Source organism: Aquiflexum lacus, assembly GCF_015476655.1.
Taxonomy (GTDB): domain Bacteria; phylum Bacteroidota; class Bacteroidia; order Cytophagales; family Cyclobacteriaceae; genus Aquiflexum; species Aquiflexum lacus.
Genome location: NZ_JABFHF010000009.1, coordinates 1 through 25,415 on the forward strand (window position 1 = coordinate 1; position 25,415 = coordinate 25,415).

Genomic DNA, 25,415 nt, shown 5'->3' on the forward strand with positions numbered 1-25,415 from the left:
GAAAAAAGTGGTCAGCATCACCGGAACAGGTGGTCAAGATGGATCGGAATATACACTTGATTCTTGCCTCTCAGCATTTCACTCCACCTCCACATCAAACGCCCCATTCACAATCCTCCCATCAATCTTGACCTGTATCCAAATGCGGTACTGACCTTCCTCAGGAAATGCGTAAGGAAAAGATACCATGCTGTGCTCAGCATGTTCTTCATCGGTCCATTCCCAATGGGACATATCACCCATTAGCAGACTGTCTCTCTCAGCATCCGGAAGTTGATCCAAAAATTCAATGACCCTGTCAATGCTGTCCGGGAAACTCTGAACTGTGGGTAGGTTGGTAAATCCGATCTTGCCTGTTTCGAATCTTTCCAATAACATTTGTTGTGAACCCATGGAATAATTACCGGTAGGGTGGAGGTGGATATAGACCGAGCCATCGTGTTTGAGTACTACGGCATGTCCCATCATTCCCAAGTAAGGCTCCAATTTGGCAGGTTCGCCGGCTTGATCAAATAAAGCGAAATCAAGGTTATAAAATTTCCCTGCATCAAATTTCCCGGTCTCTGTTTCCCAGATGGCTGTATAGCCACCGGGCAGGTCGGTTTTGATTCCTGGCTTGCCACAGACCATGATATCCCCATCCAAAGTGCTGACTTTGTTGGTGACAGGGTTGGAAAAAGTATAGGTATCATCCCTTCCCAAAATCACATCCTGATTGGAAGCTAAACTGAAGTTTTTACCCTCAGGGATGGTCAGATCTGATACTATGGTTTCAGAAAAACCTGTATATCGGGTAATGTCCGCAAACACATGATAATCCCCACTAGGTAAGGGCGGAAGTTTGACTTTGTAATTTAGGGTGTCGATTCTTTGTGGATGCAGGTGGGCAAAAACATCCAAATCTCCTTTCCTGATCAAAAACAAGTGCATCAATTTGCCATGGTCAGGAACCATATAACTGAGTTTTCTGGTGATTCTCCCATAATTGAGTACTGTAGAATCTACTTTTAGTAACAAATAATCTCCGTCACTTTGCTGTTCGAAAAAGCTTTTGGCCTCAAATGGTTTGTATAAAGTTTGCTGATAATAAGAAGCCTCTGAATCCCACCATGATTTTCCGCCCCAGATCACCAAGACAACCACCATACTTCCGATCACAATGCCAATCTGTTTTTTCCTGTTGATTTTTGTACTTCTTTGTTCTCCCGGGTCACGGATACTGTCACCCATGGCTGAAGCTACAATGGTCACCATTAAAATCACCAAGAAAATGCCTAAGATGATCAGTGGAATACCAAGTTCCATGGGCATATTTTTTTGGGCGGTAGGCATGGCCATGATAGGGACAATGGTTTCAGATGTTTCTCCATTCTCAAGAAGAATGATCTGAACACTTGAAGTACCTCCTTCCATAAACCATAATTCTCCTTCATATTTCCCTTCTTCACCTACCACGGGCAGCATAGGGTCAGCGATTGGAGTTCCTTTGAGTCCTGCACTCCAATATACGGGCCGGACCTCCATATTGATACCTTGTGGATTTTCAGGAATAATCACTGTAACCAAGGCTATCCCTGGGATTACATCCGGGGGACTGACATTCGCCAAAATCCTGTAATTGCCCAACTTCCCTTCATAAATCACTCCCGGACTACCCACGTGACTTACCAAAGCCAAACTACAGATCAGCAAAACAAAACTCAATAGGATTTTTTTCATGGGTTATATTTTTTGGATACCCGCAATATGAAGGTTGGCGATAAAATAAATTTAAAATCTGGCAGTAAACTTAAAAAGGCGATTCTCAATCTTGTTTCTAAACTCTCGCCTCTCGTTTATAATAAATTAAAGTCTAAAGATAAGAAAGCCGATAACCATATCACCTTTTCACCTGCTTCATCCAATTTCCCCACGAAAGCCCCAATCTTGAAGTGAGGATTCCAATGCCTGCAGCAATCAAAAGCCCACTTATCAATGCCCAACCCGTATCTATAAACCTGGGATGAAAAGCAAAGCGATACTGAAATTCAGGTGGTGCTGAGTATGGCCAAGAAAACCTTCCAAAAAACCAGCCTCTTGCCGCTTCGGTATTGAGGAACTCCGCAAAGTACCATTGGGTAGGGACAAAAGTGGCTACAAAAGCAATGGATATCATGGTTGCAAACAGCCATTTATTGATATTCCTATACTTGGCCATGAGTACATCTAGGGCAATCGCAGGCACAATCAACAACATTGGGAAATGATAGGGCTGGAATCTGGTGATATAGTTATAAACCGGGCTTAATCTAGGTTCAGCGGGAAATAAAGGTAAAATCCAGACCATCACAGCCATGATAAAGGTGTAGGCCAATGCCATTTTTGTAGCTGCCCATTTATAGGGTGCTGCATAAGCCACTGAAACCATAAAAATCGGGAATATCAGTGCAGCTACTTGATAGGCCAAGGCTGAATGAAGTCTATTAACAAAGAAATATTCCGAAACCAGCACATAGACCATCGCCAATAAAAAACCTGAAGACAGGGCATACATCCATTCCAAGTGGGATTTGGTGCGCGCATCTGCCTTTCCTTCCAACTTGTTCTGAACGGAAATGACCGAAATCATCGCCCCAAACTGAATCATGATCATTCCCAATCCCAACAAGGCATGCGGCGGTGATAGTATTTTTACGTCCAAACCATAAGTACTATGCCACCAATCATCAAAAGGTGCTGAGGTCAGCATGGCAAATGCTCCCCAAACGCAGAACATGGCGCCAAGGGAACCATGAAAAATACCCCAGAATTTGATGTTTTGGGCCTTTTCTTCTTTCGAACCCCAAAAGCTTGTTTTCAATACTTTGACTCCTGAAAATACCCCGGCGATTACTGCACCTAGATATATGCCAATATGGGGCGGAGAAAACAGTCCATCCCTGCCCACACTCATATGCCAGGAAATATCCCAAAGTAATCCAACAGCAATGCAAAGGGATGCAAAAACAGAAGCATAGATATAGGTAGGGATTGATTTGACATTAGTTTCCGTTTGGGTGTAGGAAGTTTCTGTCAGCGTGGCTGTTGAAAAATTGTGGTTCATAGTGATTTGATTTTTAAGGCAATATAGCTATAAACTCAAAAGGGCGAAAGTTTTTTTGAGGAGAAATGAGTTAATAAAAAGAATTGTAGGTTGCTAAGTAGGGGATAATTGAAAGTCCAAATTTTAAATTAAGAAAGGGGCGGTTTCAAACTAAGGCCAAAGGCGGATAATTATTATAAGCTTTATTTTAAAGAGATTTTTTTTGATGAGATTCTAATTTTTTAAATGTATTCTCCGTTCAACAAAATTTGACCAATTTGGCACCATTTCGCATCCTTTTTTTTTAAAAGCAAAAGAAAATCAAAGGTAGAAGCAAAATGGGAACGTTGAAAAACAATTGCTTTATCTCCTTGAATAACTGGATTTGAAATTTCGATAATCGGTTCTTTAAACTCTTTAATTAATTTAATATTTTTATTCAATTTCTCCTTTGATATTTGATTTCCTTTGGAGACAATTGCGTTAGAGTTTTGTAAATCAAATCCTTTCATAAAATCTATGATATCAACTTTTTCTAAAGAATATACCATAGCATTTGATATGAAAAGTGGGTCTCCGATTTTATCGATCCAATAAGTATCTCTATTGAAATGATAATAAATTTTTACTTTATTCTTCCTTGATTCGTTTCCAAATAAATCATTGATTATTGTGTAAGATTCTGAGTTAACTTGTGCGGAAAATAAAGTGCTTGTAAAAAGGAATCCTAAAACTATCAATATCTTCATCTCAATCACATTTTTTACCTTTAGAGAGACTGTTACCATTCTGTTCATTTTCAATTATTTTAATTATATTATTTCTTTGGGTTAAATTGGGAATCAATTCTTTAAAACTATCAGTTAGGTAATTTTTAACTAGGCCTAAAGGATTTCGTTATTCAAAAACTATAATTTGGCAACTCTAAATATAAAATCATTTCACACATTTGTTTCCATTTCTCTTCTCCTTCCTCATAATAGAAAATCAAGATCATGTCTTCCAAAAGTTCATTCTTAACAAAATATTTCCTTCTAATAATACCCCAATCTTCTGCAAAGTATGGGACAGAAAACTGAAAATATGTCCCTCTTCGAGGTATTTTTTTGTTGAGCTTGATACCGGATAACTTTTGTTTATCCCATTCTTTAAAATCGTGATGAGACTTACTTTCTTCAATTATGAGATTAAAGTCAAATTTATTTAATACATTCTGAAGATCCTTTATTCTGCATTTACCCCTCAACCCATGTTCAATATTTATGCTATCGCTTAAATATACCAGCCAATTTTCATCTATAACAACCTCGCTGAAAACAGGTGTTTTCTCTTCTTTGTCATACAGATCCAAAAATTGATTATGGATTAGATCCTTTTCAGTTTGACCAAATGAACTAAAGAAAATAAAGATAAAAGAAAGTATTAATCCAGATAATTTACTTGCACTTTTTACCTTTAGCTGTAATTTCTCCATTTTGCTCTCTTTTAAGAATTTCTATTATTCCATTCCTTTCACTAAAACTTTGAACTTGTAACTTAAAACTATTAGTTGGGTGGGAATTACAAATATCAGATAAAGAAAGGCACAGTTAAATGCCTAGAGGGAGTTAAATGAAGACTTCAGAAATAACAATTATGCAAATTTCTTCCCAACTGTCATCAATTTTTTCAAAAATGAAAATATAATCACTCACTTCTAATTTATATTGAAATGATTTTATTCGAATGATTGCTGTATTATTTTGAACCAAAGGGATTGAATACTGGTGCGTAAGGTGTTTCTTAGTTGGTTCTTCATATACTTTGAAGGTTCTCCCTAATTTACTCTTATCCCATATAATTAGCTCATTTTTAATGGTTTGTTTTTTCAAAAAATCAAAATCAATTCTTTTTAAAGCTGAATTGAGCTTGAGAATATTGCACTTATACTTTAAGGAATTGCCAACAAAAACTGAGTCTTTTAAATGGTCTATCCAATCAAAATCTGATATGATTTTCTTCAAAATTCTTACTCTACTTTGTTCATTTGAATCAATCATTATTTCTTTTAATTCTAAATGATAATCTGGAAAAGGCTCTTGTGCACATATCCTTTCTGATATACCTAACAGAAAGAGCGGCAATAAAACAAATGAAGTTTTTAATATATTATTCACATTTTTTTCCCTTAGAAAGATTGTTACCATTCTGTTCATTTTCAATTATTTTAATTATATTATTTCTTTGGGTTAAATTGGGAATCAATTCTTTAAAACTATCAGTGGGGATACTTGTACCTGTTTTAAATAATCCACCAAAAGCCATTGCTTCATAATAGCTGTCTCCAAGTGATCCTTTTCCTTCCCCAAAAGAAGTATCCCACTTTTTTAATGAGAATGCCATCATATCAACATATGCCCCCATAAATTCATGGTGAGCCCTATTTATATCAGGGTTTTTTCTGTTTAAATATTTCACGTATTCCTGTTGAAAATTATTTTGAAAATCAAAATTACCCGAATTCAATTCATGTATAATATATCCATGGACCATTTCATGAATGATAGTTCTGGCAATTGATAATTTGGTAGCATTATTCAGGTAGTCATTGGATAGGGTGATCCAGATTTCCGGTTTCCTTGTTTCAGAATTGTATTTTGTTGTAGTTAAGCCGTTTTTTCCTGTTAGATTTCCGTTTTCAATTATTAAGTCAAATACCTGAGATTTTTCAAAATGGTCATAAACCACTTCCCCAAAGTTAATTTCTGCGAGCGTGAGGTATTTATGACATCCAAAGGTATTTGGTCAAAAATCGCCTCCAAATCCCCTCTTCGTCTCTTTCGTATACAAAAAAACCTCCACCCCCACAATCTACATGACAAACATCCTCCCAATAAACTAGGCAATAAACCCCATCTTCAGTAAAAGCCGGAGTAGAAATTTTGTAAAATTGGAAGTCAATTTGGTTTTTAAAATCATCGGGATTGACCAGATTGATTTTTTCTGAAAGAAATGATGATTCCATTTCAATCTGCCTGTTGTACTGATTTTTCAAATGATTAAATTCTTTTTCATTAAAAATTTCATTAAGATTTACTTTGTTTTTGTCCATATCTAACCAGTCTCCCTTCATGCTATCTTCCCAGTAATCAATCCATAAGATATCTGTCCGCTTTGATAATGATAATATTTCTAAATGAGGAGCCTTCTCATTAAAGGCAACATTTTCAATAACCTTATAAATTTTTGGAGTCTTATTCTCTCCTGTACAAGATATTACGCAAATTATTATAATGGTAAAAGTTCCTAATCGCATGCTTTCTTACCTTTTGGAGATAAATTAAATTCAGTGCTCATTGTATTTTCAACCCAATTCACTTCGATAATTCTGTTTTTTTCAACATCATTTTTTCCTTTTAAGAATACTTCTGTTCTAGTTAATCCTCCCCATGATAAATCATTATAGAATTGGTCGGTGAAAGAATAGCCTTTACTTTGTCCATAGTTTTTTAATTCTACAGATATATCATTCAAAAATTTTGTTTCTGTGAATAAAGCATGGTGTGTCATGTTATTATGGCTAGTACTATTGTAGCGAATTAAATAATTATTTAACAAGCATTGTAAATCACAATTTGAAGGATACAGGGCTTCAAAAAGAAAATAGGCATGTAAAGTTTCATGAAGAATCGTTCTTGCAAATGATAAATCACTTGAATTTTTTAGATTTGAGGAATTTATAGTTATTGTAGCCCAACCATTATCCAAATTAGGTGATGTACATGCATTGGCATTAGGATTGCCACAAACACCATATTGAAATTTCACATTATAATTTTTTGGAATAGGTTTATCTCCATAAAATAATCTAAATATTCTAAAGAATTCAAATTGAGTGCTCCCAATCAGGTCGTTGATGATATCTTGATGGCAATCAGAAAGTTCTTCCATATCGATTAGCTCAATTCTTATGGTAGGGGATGTAATTACAGGCGGTGTATAAGTCGTTCCCCCTACAGTCCCATAGCTTCCCGAACCACCGTACTCGTAAGTCCCAGTCCCACCTGAACCCCAAGAAGTTCCGCTGTCATTTCCATAACTGGAACCAGTAGAACCGCCACTGCTGCTTCCTCCTCCTCCTGAGGTGCAATGATAAGTCACAGTAAAAGAGACTGTGTTCACACCATCAACGTCAACATAATTCCTTGGAATGACCACTTCTCTGCATGGTTCGGTGGTCAATAGATTGGTGCCAGTTGGCTGATGAGAGTTTGGGTCTTTGTTCAAGGTCTGCAAACTGGAAGTAATTGTACCCTCTCTTATCGTAAAGCTTATGAAATGTCGCTCATCATAAGTCCAAATATCCACCATTCCTGACCAGTCCATATCTATCATTCCATAATAAATCTTCCCAAATTCCCTCAAGGACTCCTCGTTGTCGGGAAAGTATCGAACGATGAGAGGATCAAATCTTTGCGTTTGAGTGTTTTCGACAAACATAATATTCTGTATTACTGTCTTTTGGGGTATCATCCCAGGCAGACTATCCAACAGATAAACTGGAAAATACAGCTCCGCATTTGCCAGATTGATCTCATAAACCTCCCTTCCATCGGGAAACCGAAATATATGGAACTTGTCCCAATCGGGTTCTTTTTCAAAAAAAGGTAGGATCAATTCATGGGATTCGGTTCTGTAATTGTCTTTGGATTCGCCAATGTGCAAATCGTTCTTGTGTTTATCAAACCAGTTTTTAACTAGGGCAGATTTTGAATCCGCTATTGGATTTATAAACTCAAAATGTTGATTTTTATATCATTTACTTGAAAAACAACTGCCAATATCCGGTATTTAGAAAATTAGATTTACAGTTTATCAAAATAGGGAAATTTCCCAATTAAGTTTCAACTCCTATTTGGGTGGTAGAAAATATGAAATCCCATTTGTTCTGGTTGATTCTTTTATGTAAAATTCACAGAATGTATTCCACTGGCCATCTTCTGATTTCAAGAAAAAAATAATTTTTTCTTCCCAAAGTTTTTTATAAAGTATTACAGCTGTTCCCCTTTCAATAATGGGAGAAGACAAATAAAGAATGTTGTTTGAATTGTATTCACTAACAAGTTTGATGCTTGTTTTATTAATTTTTCCCTCTTCAATTCTATAAGGACCCTGTATATTATCTATTTTAATATTAATATTCTCTAAAGTTGTTTCATCCACAAATCTTGAAATTTCATTTTTTGAAACACCACTTTCCTCATATAAACAGAAACCGATATCATTTTTCAGCCAATTTAAGTTTAAATAATGCTGCCAATGATATGAAAAATTTGTCTTGTGATACAATAAAGTGTTTTCTTTTAAAAAGGAATTTAGAATATTATATTGTTCAATTGTTAGAGGAGGGATATTTGTTTGTCCAAATGCTCCTGTAAGCATAAATACCAATAATATATTAAGAATTATCTTTTTCATTTTCTAGCAAGGTTTACTTTTAGCATCAACACTATTTGTAGCTTCATTGATTATTATCTGCATGTATTTATCTAAATTATCTCCAGCTAAACTTTTAAAAGAGCTATTGGGCAATTTAGTTTTGTTATCAAGTAAACCAGCAAAAGACATTGCATAATAGTAATCAAAATCTAGATTTCCTTTGTTTGGTCCGAATTTCTTCTCCCATTGATACAATGAGACTGCCATTGACAAAACATATTGCCCCATAAGTTCATGGTGAGTATCAGCTAAATTCCCTAAATCATTATCATTTGCGAACTTATTTAGACCTAATGCAAAATCTAAATTTGTTTTTGTTTGATGGATGAAATAAGCGTGAATATTTTCATGAATAATTGTTCTCGCTATTGAGAGCTGGGAAGCCTTTTGCAAATAGCTTGAGTTAAGGGTGATTTCTATCCCACCACTTTTAAATTCAGTAATTGCATTAGATCCAGTAAGGTTTGATTGTTGAATCGTATATGGGATTTTTTTACAATCATTGAATAATTTAACTATAAGAGGGTTAATATTTAAACCAAAAAGTAAATCTAAAGATGGGGGATTATTTGGGGAACTTGAATCAATAAAAATTTTCCTTGCACATGGATCCGTCAGATTATTGTATACAATTAGATCTGGAGCAGAGATTATTGGTGGGACATAAGCTTCATTGACAGTTCCATTACTTCCCGAACCACCATATTCATAACCTCCCGAACCACCATATTCATAAGTTTCACTTCCACCTATTGGAATACCTGTACCTCCACTTCCTGTGCCAGGGGCAGCGCCTCCACCGCTTATTGTCCGACACTCAGTTACGACCTGAGTTTCGTAATGTTCTGTGGTTTGACCCCCAGCTGTAACTGTATAGGCAAGATAAGTAATAGCATAATCCTGACAATGTGTAGTCAAATAATTAATGCCTTGTGGATATGTTTTTCTGGCATTTTCATTTTGATCAAGATTTTTTCGATAGTTGCTTATTATTTGGCCTTCTTGAATTTTAAACCCTATGAAATGCCTTTCATCATAAGTCCAAATATCTACAGTTCCTGACCAACCAAGGTCTATCATGTTATAATATATTTCACCAAACTCTCTTATGGAGTTTTCATTGTTCGGATAGTAGCGGGCAATCACAGGATCAAATCTTCCGTTTTCCTTATTTTCCACAAACATAATATTTTGGATTACCGCCTTGTTCGGTTCTGTTCCAGGAATACTATCTGATAGATAGCTTGGAAAATACAACTCAGCATTTGCCAAATTGATCTCATATACCTCTCTTCCATCAGGAAACTGAAAGATATGGAATTTGTCCCAATCGGGTTCTTTTTCAAAAAAAGGAAGGATAAGTTCATGGGATTCGGTTCTGTAACTGTCCCTTGAATCACCGATTTTCAAATCCTTTTTGTGGGTATCAAACCAGTTTCGGACGATAGCAAGTTTTGAATTTTGTTCAGGTACTTCAAGTTTCTCTGTTGGTTCTTCTATGCATGAGGTCAATGCGATCAAAATAAACCCTAAAGAAAATAGGCAAACTCGTAATAAATTAAATGAAGAAGTTAGTTTGTAGAGGGGGGGTAAAATGATTTTTCATTACAAAATAATTAAGTACAAAATATGGTTTTAAAAGAGTTAACTAAAAGTAGCATTTACTTTTTTAAATCACAATATTTTAATTATTTAATTAGTCATAAATCAAAGGTGAAATTCTATTTCCTATATTCTTGTGTCTTAAGTCTTTTGCTTATTTATCCCCCGGCCTATAAACCCTCCTTGCATTCTCCAGCACATCTTCCCTATAATAACTGACATCCTTGAATATTCCCTTACTGTAGTTTTCTGCCTGATCTACAAAGTGGGGAGAAAAAGGGTTGCCGCTTTGCCCGCCCGCCAACAAAGATTTTGCCCTGACTTTCTCTCCAAATTCTACTGCAGCGACAAAGCTGTTCCCGACATTCCCGTACCATTTTTTGGTATTGGGATAGGCCCGACTGCCATAAGCGGCCAAGGAACCCCAAAGGGAGGAATTATAACCGACAGGCAAACTTGGCAACTCATCAAAGAACTTTCCCTGAATCTCATTGGTGACACGCTGAAAACGGTTGATTTCCCCCCAAGGGGTGTTCCAGGTTCCAAAATCTTCCACAAGTTTGTCGACTGCTTTTTCCAATGTCAAAATCTTTATTTCATCACTTGTATGATTTGCAAGAAAATCAAAAATGTAAGCGTCCCATGGCCTTTCCAATTCTCTTCCCACAGCCATTAATTGATTTCCCCAGAAAACAGCCAAGGAAGTACCCACTGAATTGACACCTGTTTTTAAATCCCAAGAAGAAAGCACAGCCATAGGTTCTTTCAACTTTGACTTCCTTGGGTCATTTTCCGAAAGGCTATTGTATGCTTTTTCCAATGCAGGAATCATAGGATCAAAGGCCATCAAAGTTGGTTCATAAGCTACTTCTGAGATCAGGGATTCCAGTGTAAGATCCTTTTTGTCAGTGAGAATTCTGACAGCATTCACTCCTCTTGCATTTTCCAGGTCCCAAGCGATATAGGGTGGATAATCCTCCTTTTTGGGGCTAAAAGGTCCCGCAGCAGTAAATGGGGTTGAATTGCAGTGCTGTATCCAACCATTTTCCGGATTTTCGATATAGATCATTTCCTCAATTTCATGTAAACCTTTCCAATCCGTATCAGGATTACTCCCATCCACCACATTCCTCCAATCAAATTGCGGATCACGCACCGGGATAAAATTCCCATGGTAGTACACAATATTGCCATCCCGATCGGCATAGACAGTACTGTTGGAAGAATTGGTTTTCAGTTCCATATTGGCTTTGAACTCCGCATGATTTTTTGTTTTAGTCCTATTATAGGACTGTGTCAGGGCTTTTTCCCGCTCCACCATCAGTGCGATGGCCACCCACTTTCCATTTTCCTCTCTAATGACAGGCCCATGATGGCTGTAGAAAGCAGTGAATTCCCTGCTTTGCATGTCATCCCCCTCTGTATAAGGGACTATGATTTTTTTCTCAATAAATAGTCGCCACTGTTTTCCGAATTTGTAATGGTATTTACCTTTTCTTTTTTCAACAGTCAGGGCAAAATGGTCGATGGCATCTGCCTTGGCAGAAGTATGCATCCAACCGTTGTATTCATTGAATCCTTGGTAAATAAAAAACTGTCCCCAGGTTACCGCTCCGTAAGCATTCAACCCTTCCTCACTTACCATATGCACCTCAGGCCGGAAATAAAACGAAGTATGCGGATTGATCATTAGGAGTGCGTTTCCTGATTTTGACAGTTTGGGTGCAATCGCAAAACCGTTTGAACCTCTTGGCTCTTCTTCCCAATCTCTTTCAGCATAAACAAGATCAGCTAAAAAATCCTTATCGTAAAATGCTTTCAATTGATTGACCGAGATCGTTTCTATATCTCCGCCAATACTGCCTTCACTGAATGTAAGCGCCATCCAAGGTTCAAATTTGTTTAGGAGTTTGGGTTTTACTTCAGGATGGGTGTATAAGTAATAATTGATGCCATCAGCCCAGGCATCCATCAGGTCTTTGAGCCATTGAGGGGAGTTTTGGTATTCGCTTTTGACAACCTCTTCGTCTATATAGAGTTTCATCCGGAGGTCTGCATATATTTCCTTTGCCCCTTCCACTTCTGCCTTTCTACCCATAGCGGTAATGTAATTCATTTCCACCCGGTTAAAATCATCCTCGCATTGAGCGTAGATCATTCCAAATACAGCATTTGCATCTGATGTACCATAGACGTGGGGAACTCCCCATTGGTCTCGGATGATCTCTGTGTTTTGTGCTCTTTTTTCCCATTTTTCATGATGTGCCTGAGAAAAAGAGGCTGTATAAAGAAATAAAAAGGCAAGGACTAATATTGATCTTCTGAGCATAATTTGGGTTTTAATATTTCAATCGCCTAAAAATAACAAAATGTCTAAAGAAGCAAGTGGATTATGGGTTTAATGGAAAATAAGAAAATTAAATCAGAAAGGTTTGAAGCATCGAGCCCGATTTTTTTTTGCTGCTTATTGGAATTTTTCTGCTTAAGTCTTTTATACTAATTTCATCTTCTTGAACAAAGATTAAAAATGTAAAATAGATCGTTAGTTTTACATGCTAAAAAGAGGGCTATCCAAAATCGGAACTAGGATCGATTTTTGTTTAAAAGAGAAGAAAATTGAGTAAAGTATGTTTGAAGAGAAGTATTTCAAAAATAATGAAAATGTACCACTGAAAATCCTGATGCTCTTGGATGGTATTTCAGATGGATTTTTTGTACTTGATCCTGATGATCACGTTGTTTTTATTAATGAAAAAGCTGCTGAGTTTTTAGTTTTGGACAAGCAAGAAATAATTGGTACCAACCTAAACGAGCAATCCATAAATCAAAACATAAAAAACTTTATCGCTAAGGCAAGGACCGGTTCGTTAAGAATTGTGGAAGAAATCGGGGAGGATTCTTTGAGTTCATGGCTTGAACTCGAAGCCATTTATTATGAGGGTTTACTAGGATTGGTAGTGAGGGACATCAGTGAAAGAAAAGAGGCACAGAACGAACAAAAAAATTCTTATGAATCGATCAGAAATTTGAATACCCACATGCAATTGGCCAGGGAAGATGAACGGGCAAGTCTCGCCAGGGAAATTCATGACCAATTGGGTCAGAGGCTTACAGGGTTCAAAATGGAGATTGATTATATTTTGAGAAAAAGCCAACCTCTTGAAAGCTTTGTTACTGAGAAACTCAGAAACGTAATCAAACAGATAGATCGGACAATAGGTACAGTGAGAAATATTTCCAGGAACCTCCGTCCGGGTATTTTGGATGATTTTGGTCTCTTGGCGGCATTGGAATGGCAAGCTGATGAATTTACAAAAACAAGCGGTATTCCGGTTTTTTTTCAGTACTTGGGTGAGGAAAGGAAAATGGACAATCAAAAAGTAACTGCGATCTTCAGGGTTTATCAGGAATCTTTGACCAATATTATGAGGCATGCCAAATGCACGCATGTGAATGTGATGGTTAGTTTTGGATCAAAAAGAATCGTTTTGGAAGTAGCAGACAATGGGCAGGGATTTGACCCTGAAATATTGAAGAACCAAAAATCTCTAGGTGTTTTTGGAATGAAGGAGCGGATAGAAAGTATTGGCGGGCGGTTTGAAATTGAAAGCGGTATAGGAAAAGGGACAAAGATTAAATTGGAAATGCCCTAAATAACAAAACCATGAAAGTACTCATAGCTGATGACCACCCCATCGTTCGTAAAGGTATCATTCAATTGATGGAGGATGCATATCCTGAAATGGAAGCTTCTGAGGTGACTTCGGGAAACGAAGCTCTCCAACGGATCAATGAGGAAAGTTGGGATTTGATTATTCTTGATATCTCCATGCCTGGTATCAGTGGAATTGAAGTGTTGAAGCAAGCCAGAAAAAACGGAGTCAAGGTACCCATCCTCATTTTAAGTATGCAAGCAGAAGAGCATTATGCCTTGAGAACACTTAAAGCAGGAGCTTCAGGATTTGTCAGTAAAGAAAGTGCGGGAGAGGAACTCGAAAAGGCCATTACCAAAATAATGAAAGGTAAAAAATATCTCAGTCCAAAGGTATACGAAATTATGGCTGAGAATATCGGAGAAGAACCGATTCTTTTTCATAATAAATTGTCAGATAGAGAAATGGAAGTGATGACCCATATCGCATCAGGAAAAACGGTGTCTGAAATAGCTGAACAACTTAGTCTTAGTGTGAATACCATAAGTACATATCGATTGAGAGTCTTGGAAAAGTTGAGGCTGCAAAACAATTCTGAAATCACCAGGTATGCATTTGAGTTTGGTCTGATTTGATTTGTAGTTCAAACCATGACAAGATAATCCGCTTTTAAACTACCTTTTTTTAAACCAGTCCGAGATAGATTTGTGTATTCAATTATCTCGCATATGACGACAACAACAAACCATTCGATTAAAGCTTTGTTTTTTGATTTTGCACCCAGCAATACTGTAAAAATCCAAGAAATGATTCAAGATTTGCCCTTTTTAGAGATTGATGGAAGCGTGTATTGTCTTGATAAATTGGAAGAAAGGATTTTGGAAAACAATGTTAATCTTGTAATTATCAATGTCTGCCTCAAGCTTGCTTCAGGTAAATTCTCCCCAGATCTTACAATTGAAAGGATAAAACTCATAAATCCCGATTGTAAAATAATGTTGTGCAAGTCGCATATCGGCCCTTTGCTCAGAAAGGTTTATTTACACCAAGGGTTTGATTGGGTAGTTGATAAATCAACTGAATTGAAAAAATTACCAAAGATTATGGAAGAAATTTCGAATGAAATGACTTTGGAAGAAATAATGATTGCTTGTTAAAATAGTAATTACTTTAAAAACAGTTTATAAGCCCTATAATAAAAAGAGTAAGTAGAATCGTCGCTAAAATCACCCAGATTTAGATCCGATAAATACCCTCACCGGAGAAGTAATTTCTCCGGTTTTTTTAATGGAATTTTTTGATTTTTTCCTGTTGCGCAACAGTTGAAAAATCTCTTGTTAGTCTTTCGGCATAATCATCCAACAATTCCCTTACCTTTCCATGATTGTCCGACCTTACAATCAAACCCGCATGATAATCTAAAGGTACCTTGAAAAACACTTCAGGGTCGTCAAATGATGAAAGATCAGGTTCCTTGAATTTCGAAAGTGTGAGTACTATCCCTGCATATCCTTTTTTGACTTTTGGAAGTTTATATGCTTTGCCTTTGGCAAGTGCATTTTCTATTTTGGCCCATTCTGTCCACAAATTGATGTCAGTAGCAGCTTCTACCATTTCTGCAAGATGCGCACCACCAACTCTTGAGGAAGTCTCCAAAAAGTAAATCTTTCCATCTTCTTTTCCTTTAATGAATTCAGTATGCGCAGCACTGCTTTTCATTCCAAAAGCTTTCATTACTTTTTGGTTAGCTTCTTTGATATCCTTATCATCATCAGAATCGTATGGCACATTTGCACTTCTGAATACCCCACCTCCCTGAGAAATTTCCATGGGTGTAGCCAGGTACCTAGATACGGTACAAAACAAAGTTTCTCCTTCTAAATTTAGACTATCGGCATGGTAAACATCTCCCGGCCTGAACTGCTCTACAAGGTATCTCACCCGATTATCACCAAGTTCGTGTATGTTTTGCCAAAGACTATCTTTATCAAATACTTTTATGATTCCATGTGCAGAAGCTTCAGATCGTGGTTTCAATACCCAAGGTGGAGGAACATTGTCTGCAAAATGATTGATTTCTTCATCATTCAAAATGGCAGAAAAGGCTGGCACTAAAACGCCCGCATCACGTGCCCTAATTCTCATGGCCAACTTATCCCTGAAGTATCTTCCGGTAGTTTGCCCCATTCCAGGAATTCTTAAATTTTCTCTCAAAAATGTAGCCTTTTCAACATCATAATCATCCAAAGCAACTAGGGCATCTATTTTTGTGGTTTTCATGATACCTGCCACTCCAAAAAGCAGTTTTTCCAAATCCCAGTCCAGATCCTGACCGGGCATATAAAACACCTCATCAATGTATTCAAAAGGCCATGGGCTTTCCCTGAGCTTTTCTGTTGTAATTAGAAAAACGGTATTGCCCGCTTTTTTCAATGAAATAAGAAAGGCGCTTCCTTTGAAATAATTGGAAATGCATAAAAAGGTTTTGTTGCTGTCCTTCATGGCTTATAAATTTTCCAACAATTTAATTAATAAATGCACACCAAAAGCAGTCGCATGTTTGGCTTTTGCAAATTCTGAATCGCCAAAAGCTGTCCCGGCAATATCAATGTGAGCCCAAGAGGGATGATTTTCAGTAAATGCCTCTAGGAATTTTGCAGCAGTGATGGCACCTGCAAAAGGTTTCCCATGAAAATTTTTGATATCTGCGATTTCACTGTCCATTTCAGATTTGTATGCATCCCAAATAGGAAGTGGCCAAACCTTCTCATTAATTGCCATACCACTTTCCTGTAGTTTCTGTGAAAGCGCAGTGTCATTGGAAAATAATGCAGCACATTCATAACCAAAGGTTCCCACGGCACTACCTGTTAAAGTAGCAAAATCAATGACTGTGTCCGGCTGATGGTTTTTTATGATATAAGATAGTCCATCGGCTAAGATCAACCTTCCTTCTGCATCCGTATCAATAATTTCAATTGTTTTCCCACTATAGCTCCCAATAATATCAGATGGTAAAAAGGACAGATTATCGACTGCGTTTTCTACACAAGGTACAACAGCTGTCACATTCACTGGCAATTGAAGGTCAGCGATCAGTTGCATGGCACCCAAAACGCAAGCTGCACCACCCATATCACATTTCATGTGGACCATCCCGGCAGTTTTTATATTGAGACCTCCGGTGTCAAATGTCACGCCTTTTCCAACTAGACCAATATGTTTGGATGCTTCCTTGTTGCGGTACTTCATGATGATGAACTGCGGCTCCCTTTGACTCCCCTGAGCAACCGCCAAAAATGCTTTCAAACCTTCCTTTTCACTCTTTTTCCGATCAAAGGATTTTACACTGATGCCAAACTGTTTACCGGTTTTTTTTGCCCAATTGGCTAAATATTCCGGAGTCACTTTATTGGGTGGTAGGTCTACCAACTTAAAAGTCTGTAGTTGGGCATTGGCAATTTTCAATCCCTTTTCCGCAATTTCTCTGGCATTAATTTGAGTGGAGAGGATTGACAAGGTGGTGATGTCCCAGTTTTTTGGTGCAGTACCCTGATTTTTGAAATGGCCCAATCTATAAGTGCCAAGCCAAAGACCGGATACAGCTGCTTCCAATAAATCGGCATCTATACCGTCAGAAAAAACCAATAGCATTTGTTCACTGAACAACGTTTCCTGCTTGGCTGTAAGCCTTCTGAATGCGGTTTTTACGGTATGGTATTCCGGGGTTTTTCCAAGACCTAATAATATATAAATCTTTTCCTCGGTTTTATCCTCAATGATAAACTGTGTATCTTTTTTGCCTGAAAAAATGTTTTGGGATACCTCGATTTTTGATAATCCTTTTGGAAAGTTTATTGTCCCTTCGACTTCAACGAAAGGGATAAGAACCAGTCCTTTGAATTTATTGGCAGTGTTTATAATATTTATTTTCATGTTTTTTTTAAATAAAAGGGAGAAAAGATAAAGACTTTGGGTTCAGTTTGGTTAAAGGATTTTTTAAATGTCCCCTTCTTTGTCGCTAAAAAATAACCATTCTATGGCTTTTGGAAATTCATCACTCCAGTAGGTTTCACTGTGCTTCCCTTCCATATTGATACTGAGTTTGACTTTCATCCTTTCCCGGATAGATTCTCTTTTTAATAGCCGCTTTTTGAATTTTTTGACATGCCGAATCATGGTTTCACTTTCATCTCCCCCAGCATATAAGTAAACTTTGGTATCCATTGGCTCAAAGAAATCAAGAAATGAAAACTTGATTTTTGGAATAACCCAAAGGGAAGGGGAGAAGATCATTAATTTGCCATAAACTTCAGGATAAATGAGTCCACTGAAAATACTGACAAGTCCACCCATGGAACTACCTCCGATGCCTGTAAATTCCCTTTCAGATTTGGTTCGGAAATTTTTGTCTACAAATGGCTTTAGAGTGTCGGCAATAAATCTGATGTATTTTTTTCCTTCGCCCTGACCTAGCAGGGTTTTACCGAAATTGTATTCTAAAACCCGTTCTTTTTCAGCATGTTCGATGGCAATAATGATGATTTGACCAATGCCGTAATCAGACATGACTGCAAGCTTTTTATCTATTTGCCAATTTCCAAATGGTGAACTTTCATTAAAGAGGTTTTGAGCGTCCTGAAGATAAAGGACAGGATAATGTTCCGTGGAGGTTTCGTAATCATGGGGCAAAAGTGCCCATACCTTTCGGGTTTTATTTAATTGGGGTATTTCAAATTCTTCTGAAATTAAGTGCACTTTGGGAAGTTGGCTTGGCCTGTAAGGGAGCCAATTTTTCCGCCATTTTGGAACATGTTCTTCTTGCGTCCCAAAAGTTTTTTTACTGACTCGATTGGGCGTTTTATTTCCGTACCTGTCAATTTCTACCTCCGACCAGTCACCCTTGGTGAATTTGTAGACAAGTTCGGATGGGAAAATAAAATCCTCAGGAAATCTGAAAGCATATTTCCCCGGGGCTACTTTTTGTAAAAGGAATCTACGGTCCTGTGTGGCCCAGTTGTTGAAATTCCCTGAGAGATATACCGGTCTGGCATCATCCTCATCGGTGGTAAGCAAAATACTTAGACCATCTTTTATATCCTCTTGTGCTTTATCAGTCACAACAGTCTTTTCTTCGCATTCCATCCGAGATGTTTTCTGTTTATTTTAGCAAAAACGATTCCTGTAAAAATAATTTTTTGCATTGGTCCAATAAAGAAGATTCATATTTTTTTTGCAATTACCACCTGACAGGGGATAGGCGGTCCTGCGGTTCCTGAATCATGATATAAGACTCACCTTCTTTGGCATGACAGGCATTGCAAGCTGATGTCAAAGCCCTGAATCCTATTATGAACTCTTCCTTGTCTTTCTTGAGAACGACTGACTCAATCTGAGGAATCGTGTTTTCCATGAAATCCACTGCAGACTCAGCCCTTACAGGCCTTCTTTTTAATCCATCTTCCATGGCCTCGATGATATGTTCTACCTGATGGTCTGCATAATCCCAGTTTTCATCCATACCTGCCCAATATAACTCGGAATACCTGTAAGAAACTTCAACCATCGTCCTGCTGAATCCGCCAAGTTGATGGGCGATTTCTTCAAATTTTTCCTCACTGCTTCCTTCTAACCAACCATCTAATCCTACTGCAGTTGAATTTTCCTGGGTTTGAGATTGGCAGGAATAAAAGATCATTATTATTAAAGTATATAGAAAGGTTCTTTTCATTGTAAATCTATATTGTTTATAAGTTGTAACGTGTGTACAGCCGCAAGTCCTGCTGTTTCAGACCTTAGTCGGCTTTTTCCAAGAGAACAGGGCATAAAATAATTTTTAAATGCTAAGTCCAATTCTTGCTGGGAGAAGTCTCCTTCAGGTCCTATTAAAATGATATAGGCATTGTCTTTTTTTGCTTTTTCAAAAAGGTGTCTGTCATTTTCCTTGTCTACGTAAGCAATGAATCTTTGATAAGTGTCAAACTTTTTGTCCATCACCAATTCCTCCATCGGCACCACGGCATTTAATTTAGGAACACGGGTCTTAAGACTTTGTTTACAGGCTGAGATGATCTTCTTCTCTAGACGGTCAAATTTCAGGTTTCCACGCTCTGAATGCTCGGATTGCATAAAGGTGATTTCATGTACACCGATTTCTGTTATCTTTTCGATCATCCACTCCATCCTTTCGGCATTCTTGGTCGGACTGATGGCTAAATGGATGTAGTAATCATCCTCAGGTATAAAGTTTCTTTCTTCTATGGAAAGGATGGCTTTCTTGGGATCGGCGACTGTAATGACGCAGGTGTAAAGACAACCTTTTCCATCTGTGAAATTGACTTTGTCTCCCTGTTTTTTTCTCAACACTTTGATGAGATGTTTTGATTCTTCAGTGTCTAACTGAAAGTCTTTATCTTGAGTATTTTCATGAAAAAAAAGCTGCATATTTCTGGGGATTGTTCAACGAAAATACGGAATCCATTTTGAATCAAATAGGAAATCAAACAAAAAAAGCACGATATCTAAAAGACCGTGCTTTGAATTACTAAAACTTAATATTTTAAGATTCAAATATTTCTGTATATCAACCTTTGGAAATTTCCATGTTGACAGATTTTCCTTTGATGGTATTGTTTTTCATGACGCTGATTACGTGATCTGCATCCTTCTGAGGTACATCTACAAACGAGAAGTTGTCAAAAATGTCGATGCCACCGATAGATCTTCCGGGAACTCCGGTTTCACCTGCAATTGCTCCGACGATATCATTTGGTCTGATACGGTCTTTCTTTCCTAAGTTTAAGAAAAGACGGGCCATTCCCGGTTCTCTGACACCTTTTTCTCTTGGACTCCTTTCAGTTCTTTCTCCTCTATCCGGTCTTTCACTTCTTTCAGGTCTCTCACTTCTGTCTCTACCATATCCTCTGCTTTCGCCTCTACCACCTTCACTTCTACCGAATCTTTCTCTACCTCTTCCTGATTCTCTTCCACGTCCAAAGTCTCTTTCTCTTCCACCTTCACTTCTTCTAGATCCTCTGTCCCTGTCTCTTCCAAGATCAAGTTCAAAGTTCTGATCTTCCATTTCATGAACTGTATCGGCCAATTGCATTTTCACTAATCCCAATGCTATTTGTTCGATACTCAGACCTTCAGTTAAGAGTTGTCCAATAATATCTTCATAGAAACTGTTATCACCTTCTTTGCTCAATTGTCTATGGACATCTTTCACAAATTGAGTCTTTTTCAGTTCAATTAGATCAGATACAGAAGGAGGGGACATTTTAGAAATTGAAGTCTTGATGAATTTTTCAAGATCCTTGATTTTGTACATATCTTTTCTTCCGGTCACAAAGCTGATGGCAGCACCTGATTTCCCGGCCCTACCTGTCCTACCGATTCTGTGTACATAATTTTCTTCGTCCAAAGGAAGGTCAAAGTTGAATACAACCTCAACATCATCGACATCAATACCTCTTGCAGCTACGTCTGTAGCAACCAATACCGAGCAGTGTCCTTTTCTGAATTTGTTCATTACTTTGGTACGCTGTGCTTGAGAAAGATCTCCGTGCAACGCTTCTGCCTGAATTCCTCTGGCAATCAATTCTTCAGTAACCTCATCAGTCACTCTTTTAGTATTACAGAATACCACACTCAAATTAAACTGATTCAGGTTCATCAACCTGGTCATCAATTCAATTTTTAATGAAGGTTTCACTTCATAATATACCTGTGAGATATTTTCTACTGTCAATTCTTTCCGCAACACTTTAATATGTGCAGGATTGTTTTGGAATTTTCTGGTCAAATCCAAAATTGGCTTCGGCATAGTCGCTGAGAAAAAGACAGTCTGTCTTTCTTCAGGACATTCGCTGAGGATATTTTCAATATCTTCTCTAAAGCCCATATCCAACATTTCGTCAGCCTCATCCAATACGATGATATTGACCATGTCTAGCTTTAATGTACCTCTGTCCATGTGATCCATGATTCTGCCAGGAGTACCTACCACAATCTGAACACCTTTCCTTAAGCTTTTGATTTGTCTGTCAATTGCCTCTCCTCCATATATACATGTTGAGGAAATCCCTCTTTTGTATTTTGAAAGTTTGACAATTTCACCTTCTACCTGTACCGCTAATTCACGGGTTGGGCAAAGGATCAAAGCTTGTGGTTTGTTGATAGATGCGTCTACCTGATCGATGATTGGAATACCAAATGCCGCAGTTTTACCAGTACCCGTTTGAGCCTGACCGATGACATCTTGTCCTTCCAATAAAAGAGGTATAGATTGTGATTGAATGGTAGATGGTTGGGTGTAACCCATATCCTCTACCGCCCTTAAGATTTCCGCTGAAATCCCAAGGTCTGAGAATGTTAATTCTTTTTCCATGATGTTTCCTTACTTCTTCAAACCATGATCTCCTAGAAGTACCCTAAATCAAGCGACAGTAAGGAAACCCACAGTATGAAAAATATTGATAATTAATTCGGATGCAAAGGTAAGATAAATAATTTTGATTTCAAACCTTGATTCGAAAGTTTTTAGAATATATTGAATTAATATCGCTGATTAGTTAATAATAATTCTGATTAGCCTTTAATTAAAGGCGTTATCAGAGATATTTTTCTGATATTGAATTGACCAATTCTATATAATTCTCTGAAGCTTCGGACTTACTTTTTCCTTTATAGGATAACCATGAATTAAATTTCGCAGCTGCTACAAAGTCAAATCCACCTGTTCTTTCCTCGTGATTATCACCTTCTGTAGCTTGTTTATAGAGTCCGTATAGTTTCAACAATTCCTCATTGGAGGGTTTGCTGGTAAATTTTTTTGTGAGTGCAACAGCCTCTTCAAGGGTATTAGCTTTCATAAATAAACTTGTTTTTGATTTCTGGTTTCCAAAGGTAATGAAAAAGATTTTAGAGACGAGATGTTAGACGTGAGACACAAGACACAAGACCTTAGAATCAAAGTTTGGCCGCAATAGGGGGGAGCGAAAAGTCAAGAAGCAAGAAGCAAGAAGAAGATATTAAGAGACAAGAACAAGATACCAAAGCTTGCTCAAGTATCGGAGAGACAAAAAACATTGCGTCCACATTTTTACTTGGGCTTAGTTAATTGGTTGAGGTCTAATTTTTTACCGAATGCCTAACAACGGACATCTGACATCAAACTATTTGTCAAAAAAAAGCTCTGAAAACAATCAATGAGATTGAGATCAGAGCTTGGTTTAAGTTTTAATCTTGACTATCTTCTATTCATAGAGAGATAATCTCTTTCATTTGCACCAGTGTAAATTTGACGGGGTCTGCCTATTGGTTCTCCGTTATGTCTCATTTCTTTCCACTGAGCAATCCATCCAGGAAGTCTTCCCATTGCAAAAAGAACGGTAAACATTTCTGTTGGGATCCCCAAGGCTCTATAAATTATTCCAGAATAAAAATCCACATTTGGATAAAGCTTCCTATCAACAAAATATTGGTCATTGAGTGCAGCATATTCCAGTTCTTTGGCTATATCTAAAACCGGGTCATCGACACCCAATTTGGTCAGCACATCATCCGCAGCTTTTTTGATGATTTTTGCTCTTGGATCAAAATTTTTGTAAACCCGATGTCCAAAGCCCATCAATCTAAAAGGGTCATCTTTGTCTTTGGCTTTATTGAGGAATTTTTTGGTATCACCGCCATCTTTTTTGATGGATTCGAGCATTTCGATTACGGCTTGATTTGCACCTCCATGCAAGGGCCCCCAAAGGGCATTGATACCTGCGGAGATTGAAGCGTAGATACTGGCCTGTGATGAACCGACAATTCTGACAGTAGAAGTAGAGCAGTTTTGCTCATGGTCCGCATGCAGAATCAATAACTGATCAAGTGCCTTTGCTACAACTGGATCAGCATCATACCTTTCTGCAGGTAGGGCAAACATCATTTTTAAGAAGTTTGAGCAATAATCCAAACTATTATCAGGATAATTGACAGGGTGGCCAACTTCATTCTTATAAGCCCATGCAGCAAACGTCGGCATTTTGGCCAAAAGTCTGATGATACTTAAGTTTACTTCGTTTTCGTTTCTGTTTGGGTCTAATGATTGCGGATAAAAAGCTGTCAATGAACATATCAATGAAGAAAGGACTCCCATTGGATGGGAATTGGAAGGGAAACCATCAAGGATTTTTTTGATATCCTCATGGACCAAAGTATGTGTAGTGATTTCTCTTGTGAATTTTTCATATTCTGATTGTGAAGGCAATTCACCATAGATCAATAAATATGCTACCTCTAGAAAAGTTGATTTTTCTGCCAAGTCCTCAATTCGGTACCCTCTATATCTAAGGATGCCAAGTTCCCCATCTAAAAAAGTAATTGCACTTTTGGTAGATCCGGTGTTTTTGTATCCTGGGTCAATAGTGATTAGTCCGGACTGACCTCTGAGTTTGGCTATATCGATAGCTTTTTCGTTTTCAGTACCTTCTACAATGGGGAGTTCAAAATCTTTCCCTCCGTATGATAACTTGGCAATTTCAGACATAAGTATGTTATTTATTTATCAGTTTATTGTTTTTTTTATTTTAACTACACTTGAAGTGCTTAAGTTAGTGAAATAAGGTGTTTTTTAAATGCTTTATTATATCAATAAACCAAATTACGGTGTATGTATGGACAAAAAAAGGATATGTGAAAAAACTTTTTAGCTAATAAATTAATAGACTAAAAAAATAAATCCTTATTATATAAATGATAATAAAAACTATTCAAAATATTATTCGGAAATGGGATAGTTTAAGCGCTATATTTTTTTAGCAGAAAAAAAGCCCCGAAGGGCTATTTTATTTACAGAAATGTTCAAACACTTCGAGTAAGTGGTCTCCGATCATTTTAGCATTTCGACCTTCAATATGATGTCTTTCTATGAAGTGAACCAATTCACCGTCTTTGAACAGAGCCATAGCAGGAGAAGAAGGCGGGTAGGGCAGATGGTGCTGTCTTACTTTTGCAACAGCTTCTGCATCATTGCCGGCAAAAACTGTAGCCAAGACATCTGGTTTATTGGCACTTTGATCCAATGCATACCGTACACCCGGTCTTGCAGCCCCGGCTGCACAGCCACACACTGAGTTGATAACTATGAATGTGGTGCCTTTGTGGTCTTTCAGATGACTGTCAACTTCCTCAGGAGTCCTAAATTCCTGAAATCCTACATCTGTCAATTCTGCGCGCATAGGCGCAATGAGTTCTTCTGGATACATATTATTTTATTTTTTATTTATTCTTAAAGAAAACCTAATTCTAATTTAGCAGCCTCAGACATCATATCTTGAGAATAGGGAGGATCAAAAGTAAGCTCCAATTCAACATGATTAATTCCTTGGATCTGTTGGATTTTATCCTTTATTTCTGACGGTATGAATTCTGCTGAGGGACAATTTGGTGACGTCAACGTCATCATTACATAGACATTGTTGACTGGATAGACACTGATTTCATATATCAGACCCAATTCATATACATCTATTGGTATCTCCGGATCATAAACCTGTTTGATGGCGTTGACGACCTTATCTTTAAGTTCCTGAGTGGGTATTTCCATATTTTCAGATGTAGAGCTAGTCATA

The 25,415-nt window shown here is 37.5% G+C and carries 24 protein-coding genes; 3 read left to right on the plus strand and 21 right to left on the minus strand.

The window, feature by feature from the left end; all coding sequences use genetic code 11:
- Window positions 1-78: 78 nt before the first annotated feature.
- From HMJ38_RS09825 to HMJ38_RS09875, 11 genes are all read right to left on the minus strand, one after another.
- Window positions 79-1,719, minus strand: a complete 1,641-nt coding sequence (locus HMJ38_RS09825; protein WP_194974220.1) for a hypothetical protein — start codon at window positions 1,717-1,719, stop codon at window positions 79-81.
- 160 nt (window positions 1,720-1,879) lie between these two features.
- Complete coding sequence (locus HMJ38_RS09830; RefSeq protein ID WP_194974221.1) at window positions 1,880-3,082, minus strand: hypothetical protein; 1,203 nt, start codon at window positions 3,080-3,082, stop codon at window positions 1,880-1,882.
- 221 nt (window positions 3,083-3,303) lie between these two features.
- The gene (locus HMJ38_RS09835; protein WP_194974222.1) at window positions 3,304-3,858 is read right to left on the minus strand and encodes a hypothetical protein; all 555 of its coding nucleotides are present in this window, start codon (window positions 3,856-3,858) and stop codon (window positions 3,304-3,306) included.
- Window positions 3,859-3,962: 104 nt separating this feature from the next.
- Entirely contained in the window at window positions 3,963-4,535 is a 573-nt protein-coding gene (locus HMJ38_RS09840) for a hypothetical protein (RefSeq protein WP_194974223.1), read from the minus strand.
- Between the two features lie 133 nt (window positions 4,536-4,668).
- On the minus strand, window positions 4,669-5,256 hold the full coding sequence (locus HMJ38_RS09845) for a hypothetical protein (protein WP_194974224.1): 588 nt from the start codon (window positions 5,254-5,256) through the stop codon (window positions 4,669-4,671).
- A complete protein-coding gene (locus HMJ38_RS09850; RefSeq protein ID WP_194974225.1) occupies window positions 5,210-5,518 on the minus strand; it encodes a hypothetical protein in 309 nt (102 codons plus the stop codon). The genes HMJ38_RS09845 and HMJ38_RS09850 overlap by 47 nt, the downstream gene beginning before the upstream one ends.
- A 304-nt stretch (window positions 5,519-5,822) precedes the next feature.
- Complete coding sequence (locus tag HMJ38_RS09855) at window positions 5,823-6,152, minus strand: hypothetical protein (protein WP_194974226.1); 330 nt, start codon at window positions 6,150-6,152, stop codon at window positions 5,823-5,825.
- Window positions 6,153-6,346: 194 nt separating this feature from the next.
- Window positions 6,347-7,765 (minus strand): hypothetical protein, encoded by a 1,419-nt coding sequence (locus HMJ38_RS09860; protein WP_194974227.1) that lies wholly within the window; start codon window positions 7,763-7,765, stop codon window positions 6,347-6,349.
- A gap of 186 nt (window positions 7,766-7,951) precedes the next feature.
- Entirely contained in the window at window positions 7,952-8,518 is a 567-nt protein-coding gene (locus HMJ38_RS09865; RefSeq protein ID WP_194974228.1) for a hypothetical protein, read from the minus strand.
- 3 nt (window positions 8,519-8,521) lie between these two features.
- Window positions 8,522-9,949, minus strand: coding sequence for a hypothetical protein (locus HMJ38_RS09870; RefSeq protein WP_194974229.1), 1,428 nt, complete (start codon window positions 9,947-9,949; stop codon window positions 8,522-8,524).
- Window positions 9,950-10,295: 346 nt separating this feature from the next.
- A complete protein-coding gene (locus HMJ38_RS09875; protein WP_194974230.1) occupies window positions 10,296-12,470 on the minus strand; it encodes a penicillin acylase family protein in 2,175 nt (724 codons plus the stop codon).
- A 298-nt stretch (window positions 12,471-12,768) separates the two neighbouring features.
- Here HMJ38_RS09875 and HMJ38_RS09880 point away from each other — a divergent pair, with 298 nt between their 5' ends.
- The 3 genes from HMJ38_RS09880 (at window position 12,769) to HMJ38_RS09890 (ending at window position 14,951) form a co-directional block, all read left to right on the plus strand.
- Window positions 12,769-13,794 carry a PAS domain-containing sensor histidine kinase gene (locus tag HMJ38_RS09880; protein ID WP_194974231.1) on the plus strand — a complete coding sequence of 342 codons (1,026 nt, stop codon included), beginning with the start codon at window positions 12,769-12,771 and terminating at the stop codon, window positions 13,792-13,794.
- 11 nt (window positions 13,795-13,805) lie between these two features.
- Entirely contained in the window at window positions 13,806-14,429 is a 624-nt protein-coding gene (locus HMJ38_RS09885; RefSeq protein WP_194974232.1) for a response regulator, read from the plus strand.
- A gap of 93 nt (window positions 14,430-14,522) precedes the next feature.
- Complete coding sequence (locus HMJ38_RS09890) at window positions 14,523-14,951, plus strand: hypothetical protein (protein WP_194974233.1); 429 nt, start codon at window positions 14,523-14,525, stop codon at window positions 14,949-14,951.
- 127 nt (window positions 14,952-15,078) lie between these two features.
- Here HMJ38_RS09890 and HMJ38_RS09895 read toward each other — a convergent pair whose 3' ends face one another.
- The 10 genes from HMJ38_RS09895 to HMJ38_RS09940 form a co-directional block, all read right to left on the minus strand.
- Complete coding sequence (locus HMJ38_RS09895; RefSeq protein ID WP_194974234.1) at window positions 15,079-16,296, minus strand: ATP-grasp domain-containing protein; 1,218 nt, start codon at window positions 16,294-16,296, stop codon at window positions 15,079-15,081.
- Window positions 16,297-16,299: 3 nt separating this feature from the next.
- The gene (locus tag HMJ38_RS09900) at window positions 16,300-17,730 is read right to left on the minus strand and encodes a leucyl aminopeptidase family protein (protein ID WP_194974235.1); all 1,431 of its coding nucleotides are present in this window, start codon (window positions 17,728-17,730) and stop codon (window positions 16,300-16,302) included.
- Window positions 17,731-17,793: 63 nt separating this feature from the next.
- Window positions 17,794-18,939: an alpha/beta hydrolase gene (locus tag HMJ38_RS09905; protein WP_194974236.1), complete on the minus strand. Its 1,146-nt coding sequence runs from the start codon at window positions 18,937-18,939 to the stop codon at window positions 17,794-17,796.
- Between the two features lie 94 nt (window positions 18,940-19,033).
- The gene (locus tag HMJ38_RS09910) at window positions 19,034-19,525 is read right to left on the minus strand and encodes a hypothetical protein (RefSeq protein WP_194974237.1); all 492 of its coding nucleotides are present in this window, start codon (window positions 19,523-19,525) and stop codon (window positions 19,034-19,036) included.
- Complete coding sequence (locus HMJ38_RS09915; protein WP_194974238.1) at window positions 19,522-20,238, minus strand: 16S rRNA (uracil(1498)-N(3))-methyltransferase; 717 nt, start codon at window positions 20,236-20,238, stop codon at window positions 19,522-19,524. Before HMJ38_RS09915 ends, HMJ38_RS09910 begins: the two co-directional genes overlap by 4 nt.
- Window positions 20,239-20,377: 139 nt before the next feature.
- Complete coding sequence (locus tag HMJ38_RS09920; RefSeq protein ID WP_194974239.1) at window positions 20,378-22,183, minus strand: DEAD/DEAH box helicase; 1,806 nt, start codon at window positions 22,181-22,183, stop codon at window positions 20,378-20,380.
- Between the two features lie 223 nt (window positions 22,184-22,406).
- On the minus strand, window positions 22,407-22,667 hold the full coding sequence (locus HMJ38_RS09925; RefSeq protein WP_194974240.1) for an acyl-CoA-binding protein: 261 nt from the start codon (window positions 22,665-22,667) through the stop codon (window positions 22,407-22,409).
- Window positions 22,668-23,044: 377 nt separating this feature from the next.
- The gene (locus HMJ38_RS09930; protein WP_194974241.1) at window positions 23,045-24,331 is read right to left on the minus strand and encodes a citrate synthase; all 1,287 of its coding nucleotides are present in this window, start codon (window positions 24,329-24,331) and stop codon (window positions 23,045-23,047) included.
- Between the two features lie 298 nt (window positions 24,332-24,629).
- On the minus strand, window positions 24,630-25,049 hold the full coding sequence (locus tag HMJ38_RS09935) for a BrxA/BrxB family bacilliredoxin (RefSeq protein WP_194974242.1): 420 nt from the start codon (window positions 25,047-25,049) through the stop codon (window positions 24,630-24,632).
- 23 nt (window positions 25,050-25,072) lie between these two features.
- Window positions 25,073-25,414 (minus strand): iron-sulfur cluster assembly protein, encoded by a 342-nt coding sequence (locus tag HMJ38_RS09940; protein WP_194974243.1) that lies wholly within the window; start codon window positions 25,412-25,414, stop codon window positions 25,073-25,075.
- Between the last annotated feature and the right edge of the window lies 1 nt (window position 25,415).

What these genes read in the sequence shown, in the direction of transcription:
- HMJ38_RS09825 (WP_194974220.1), bottom strand. Translation starts at nt 1,719, where the DNA reads ATGAAAAAAATCCTATTGAGTTTTGTTTTGCTGATCTGTAGTTTGGCT.
- HMJ38_RS09830 (WP_194974221.1), bottom strand. Translation starts at nt 3,082, where the DNA reads ATGAACCACAATTTTTCAACAGCCACGCTGACAGAAACTTCCTACACC.
- HMJ38_RS09835 (WP_194974222.1), bottom strand. Translation starts at nt 3,858, where the DNA reads ATGAACAGAATGGTAACAGTCTCTCTAAAGGTAAAAAATGTGATTGAG.
- HMJ38_RS09840 (WP_194974223.1), bottom strand. Translation starts at nt 4,535, where the DNA reads ATGGAGAAATTACAGCTAAAGGTAAAAAGTGCAAGTAAATTATCTGGA.
- HMJ38_RS09845 (WP_194974224.1), bottom strand. Translation starts at nt 5,256, where the DNA reads ATGAACAGAATGGTAACAATCTTTCTAAGGGAAAAAAATGTGAATAAT.
- HMJ38_RS09855 (WP_194974226.1), bottom strand. Translation starts at nt 6,152, where the DNA reads ATGGACAAAAACAAAGTAAATCTTAATGAAATTTTTAATGAAAAAGAA.
- HMJ38_RS09865 (WP_194974228.1), bottom strand. Translation starts at nt 8,518, where the DNA reads ATGAAAAAGATAATTCTTAATATATTATTGGTATTTATGCTTACAGGA.
- HMJ38_RS09875 (WP_194974230.1), bottom strand. Translation starts at nt 12,470, where the DNA reads ATGCTCAGAAGATCAATATTAGTCCTTGCCTTTTTATTTCTTTATACA.
- HMJ38_RS09880 (WP_194974231.1), top strand. Translation starts at nt 12,769, where the DNA reads ATGTTTGAAGAGAAGTATTTCAAAAATAATGAAAATGTACCACTGAAA.
- HMJ38_RS09885 (WP_194974232.1), top strand. Translation starts at nt 13,806, where the DNA reads ATGAAAGTACTCATAGCTGATGACCACCCCATCGTTCGTAAAGGTATC.
- HMJ38_RS09890 (WP_194974233.1), top strand. Translation starts at nt 14,523, where the DNA reads ATGACGACAACAACAAACCATTCGATTAAAGCTTTGTTTTTTGATTTT.
- HMJ38_RS09895 (WP_194974234.1), bottom strand. Translation starts at nt 16,296, where the DNA reads ATGAAGGACAGCAACAAAACCTTTTTATGCATTTCCAATTATTTCAAA.
- HMJ38_RS09900 (WP_194974235.1), bottom strand. Translation starts at nt 17,730, where the DNA reads ATGAAAATAAATATTATAAACACTGCCAATAAATTCAAAGGACTGGTT.
- HMJ38_RS09905 (WP_194974236.1), bottom strand. Translation starts at nt 18,939, where the DNA reads ATGGAATGCGAAGAAAAGACTGTTGTGACTGATAAAGCACAAGAGGAT.
- HMJ38_RS09910 (WP_194974237.1), bottom strand. Translation starts at nt 19,525, where the DNA reads ATGAAAAGAACCTTTCTATATACTTTAATAATAATGATCTTTTATTCC.
- HMJ38_RS09915 (WP_194974238.1), bottom strand. Translation starts at nt 20,238, where the DNA reads ATGCAGCTTTTTTTTCATGAAAATACTCAAGATAAAGACTTTCAGTTA.
- HMJ38_RS09920 (WP_194974239.1), bottom strand. Translation starts at nt 22,183, where the DNA reads ATGGAAAAAGAATTAACATTCTCAGACCTTGGGATTTCAGCGGAAATC.
- HMJ38_RS09925 (WP_194974240.1), bottom strand. Translation starts at nt 22,667, where the DNA reads ATGAAAGCTAATACCCTTGAAGAGGCTGTTGCACTCACAAAAAAATTT.
- HMJ38_RS09930 (WP_194974241.1), bottom strand. Translation starts at nt 24,331, where the DNA reads ATGTCTGAAATTGCCAAGTTATCATACGGAGGGAAAGATTTTGAACTC.
- HMJ38_RS09935 (WP_194974242.1), bottom strand. Translation starts at nt 25,049, where the DNA reads ATGTATCCAGAAGAACTCATTGCGCCTATGCGCGCAGAATTGACAGAT.
- HMJ38_RS09940 (WP_194974243.1), bottom strand. Translation starts at nt 25,414, where the DNA reads ATGACTAGCTCTACATCTGAAAATATGGAAATACCCACTCAGGAACTT.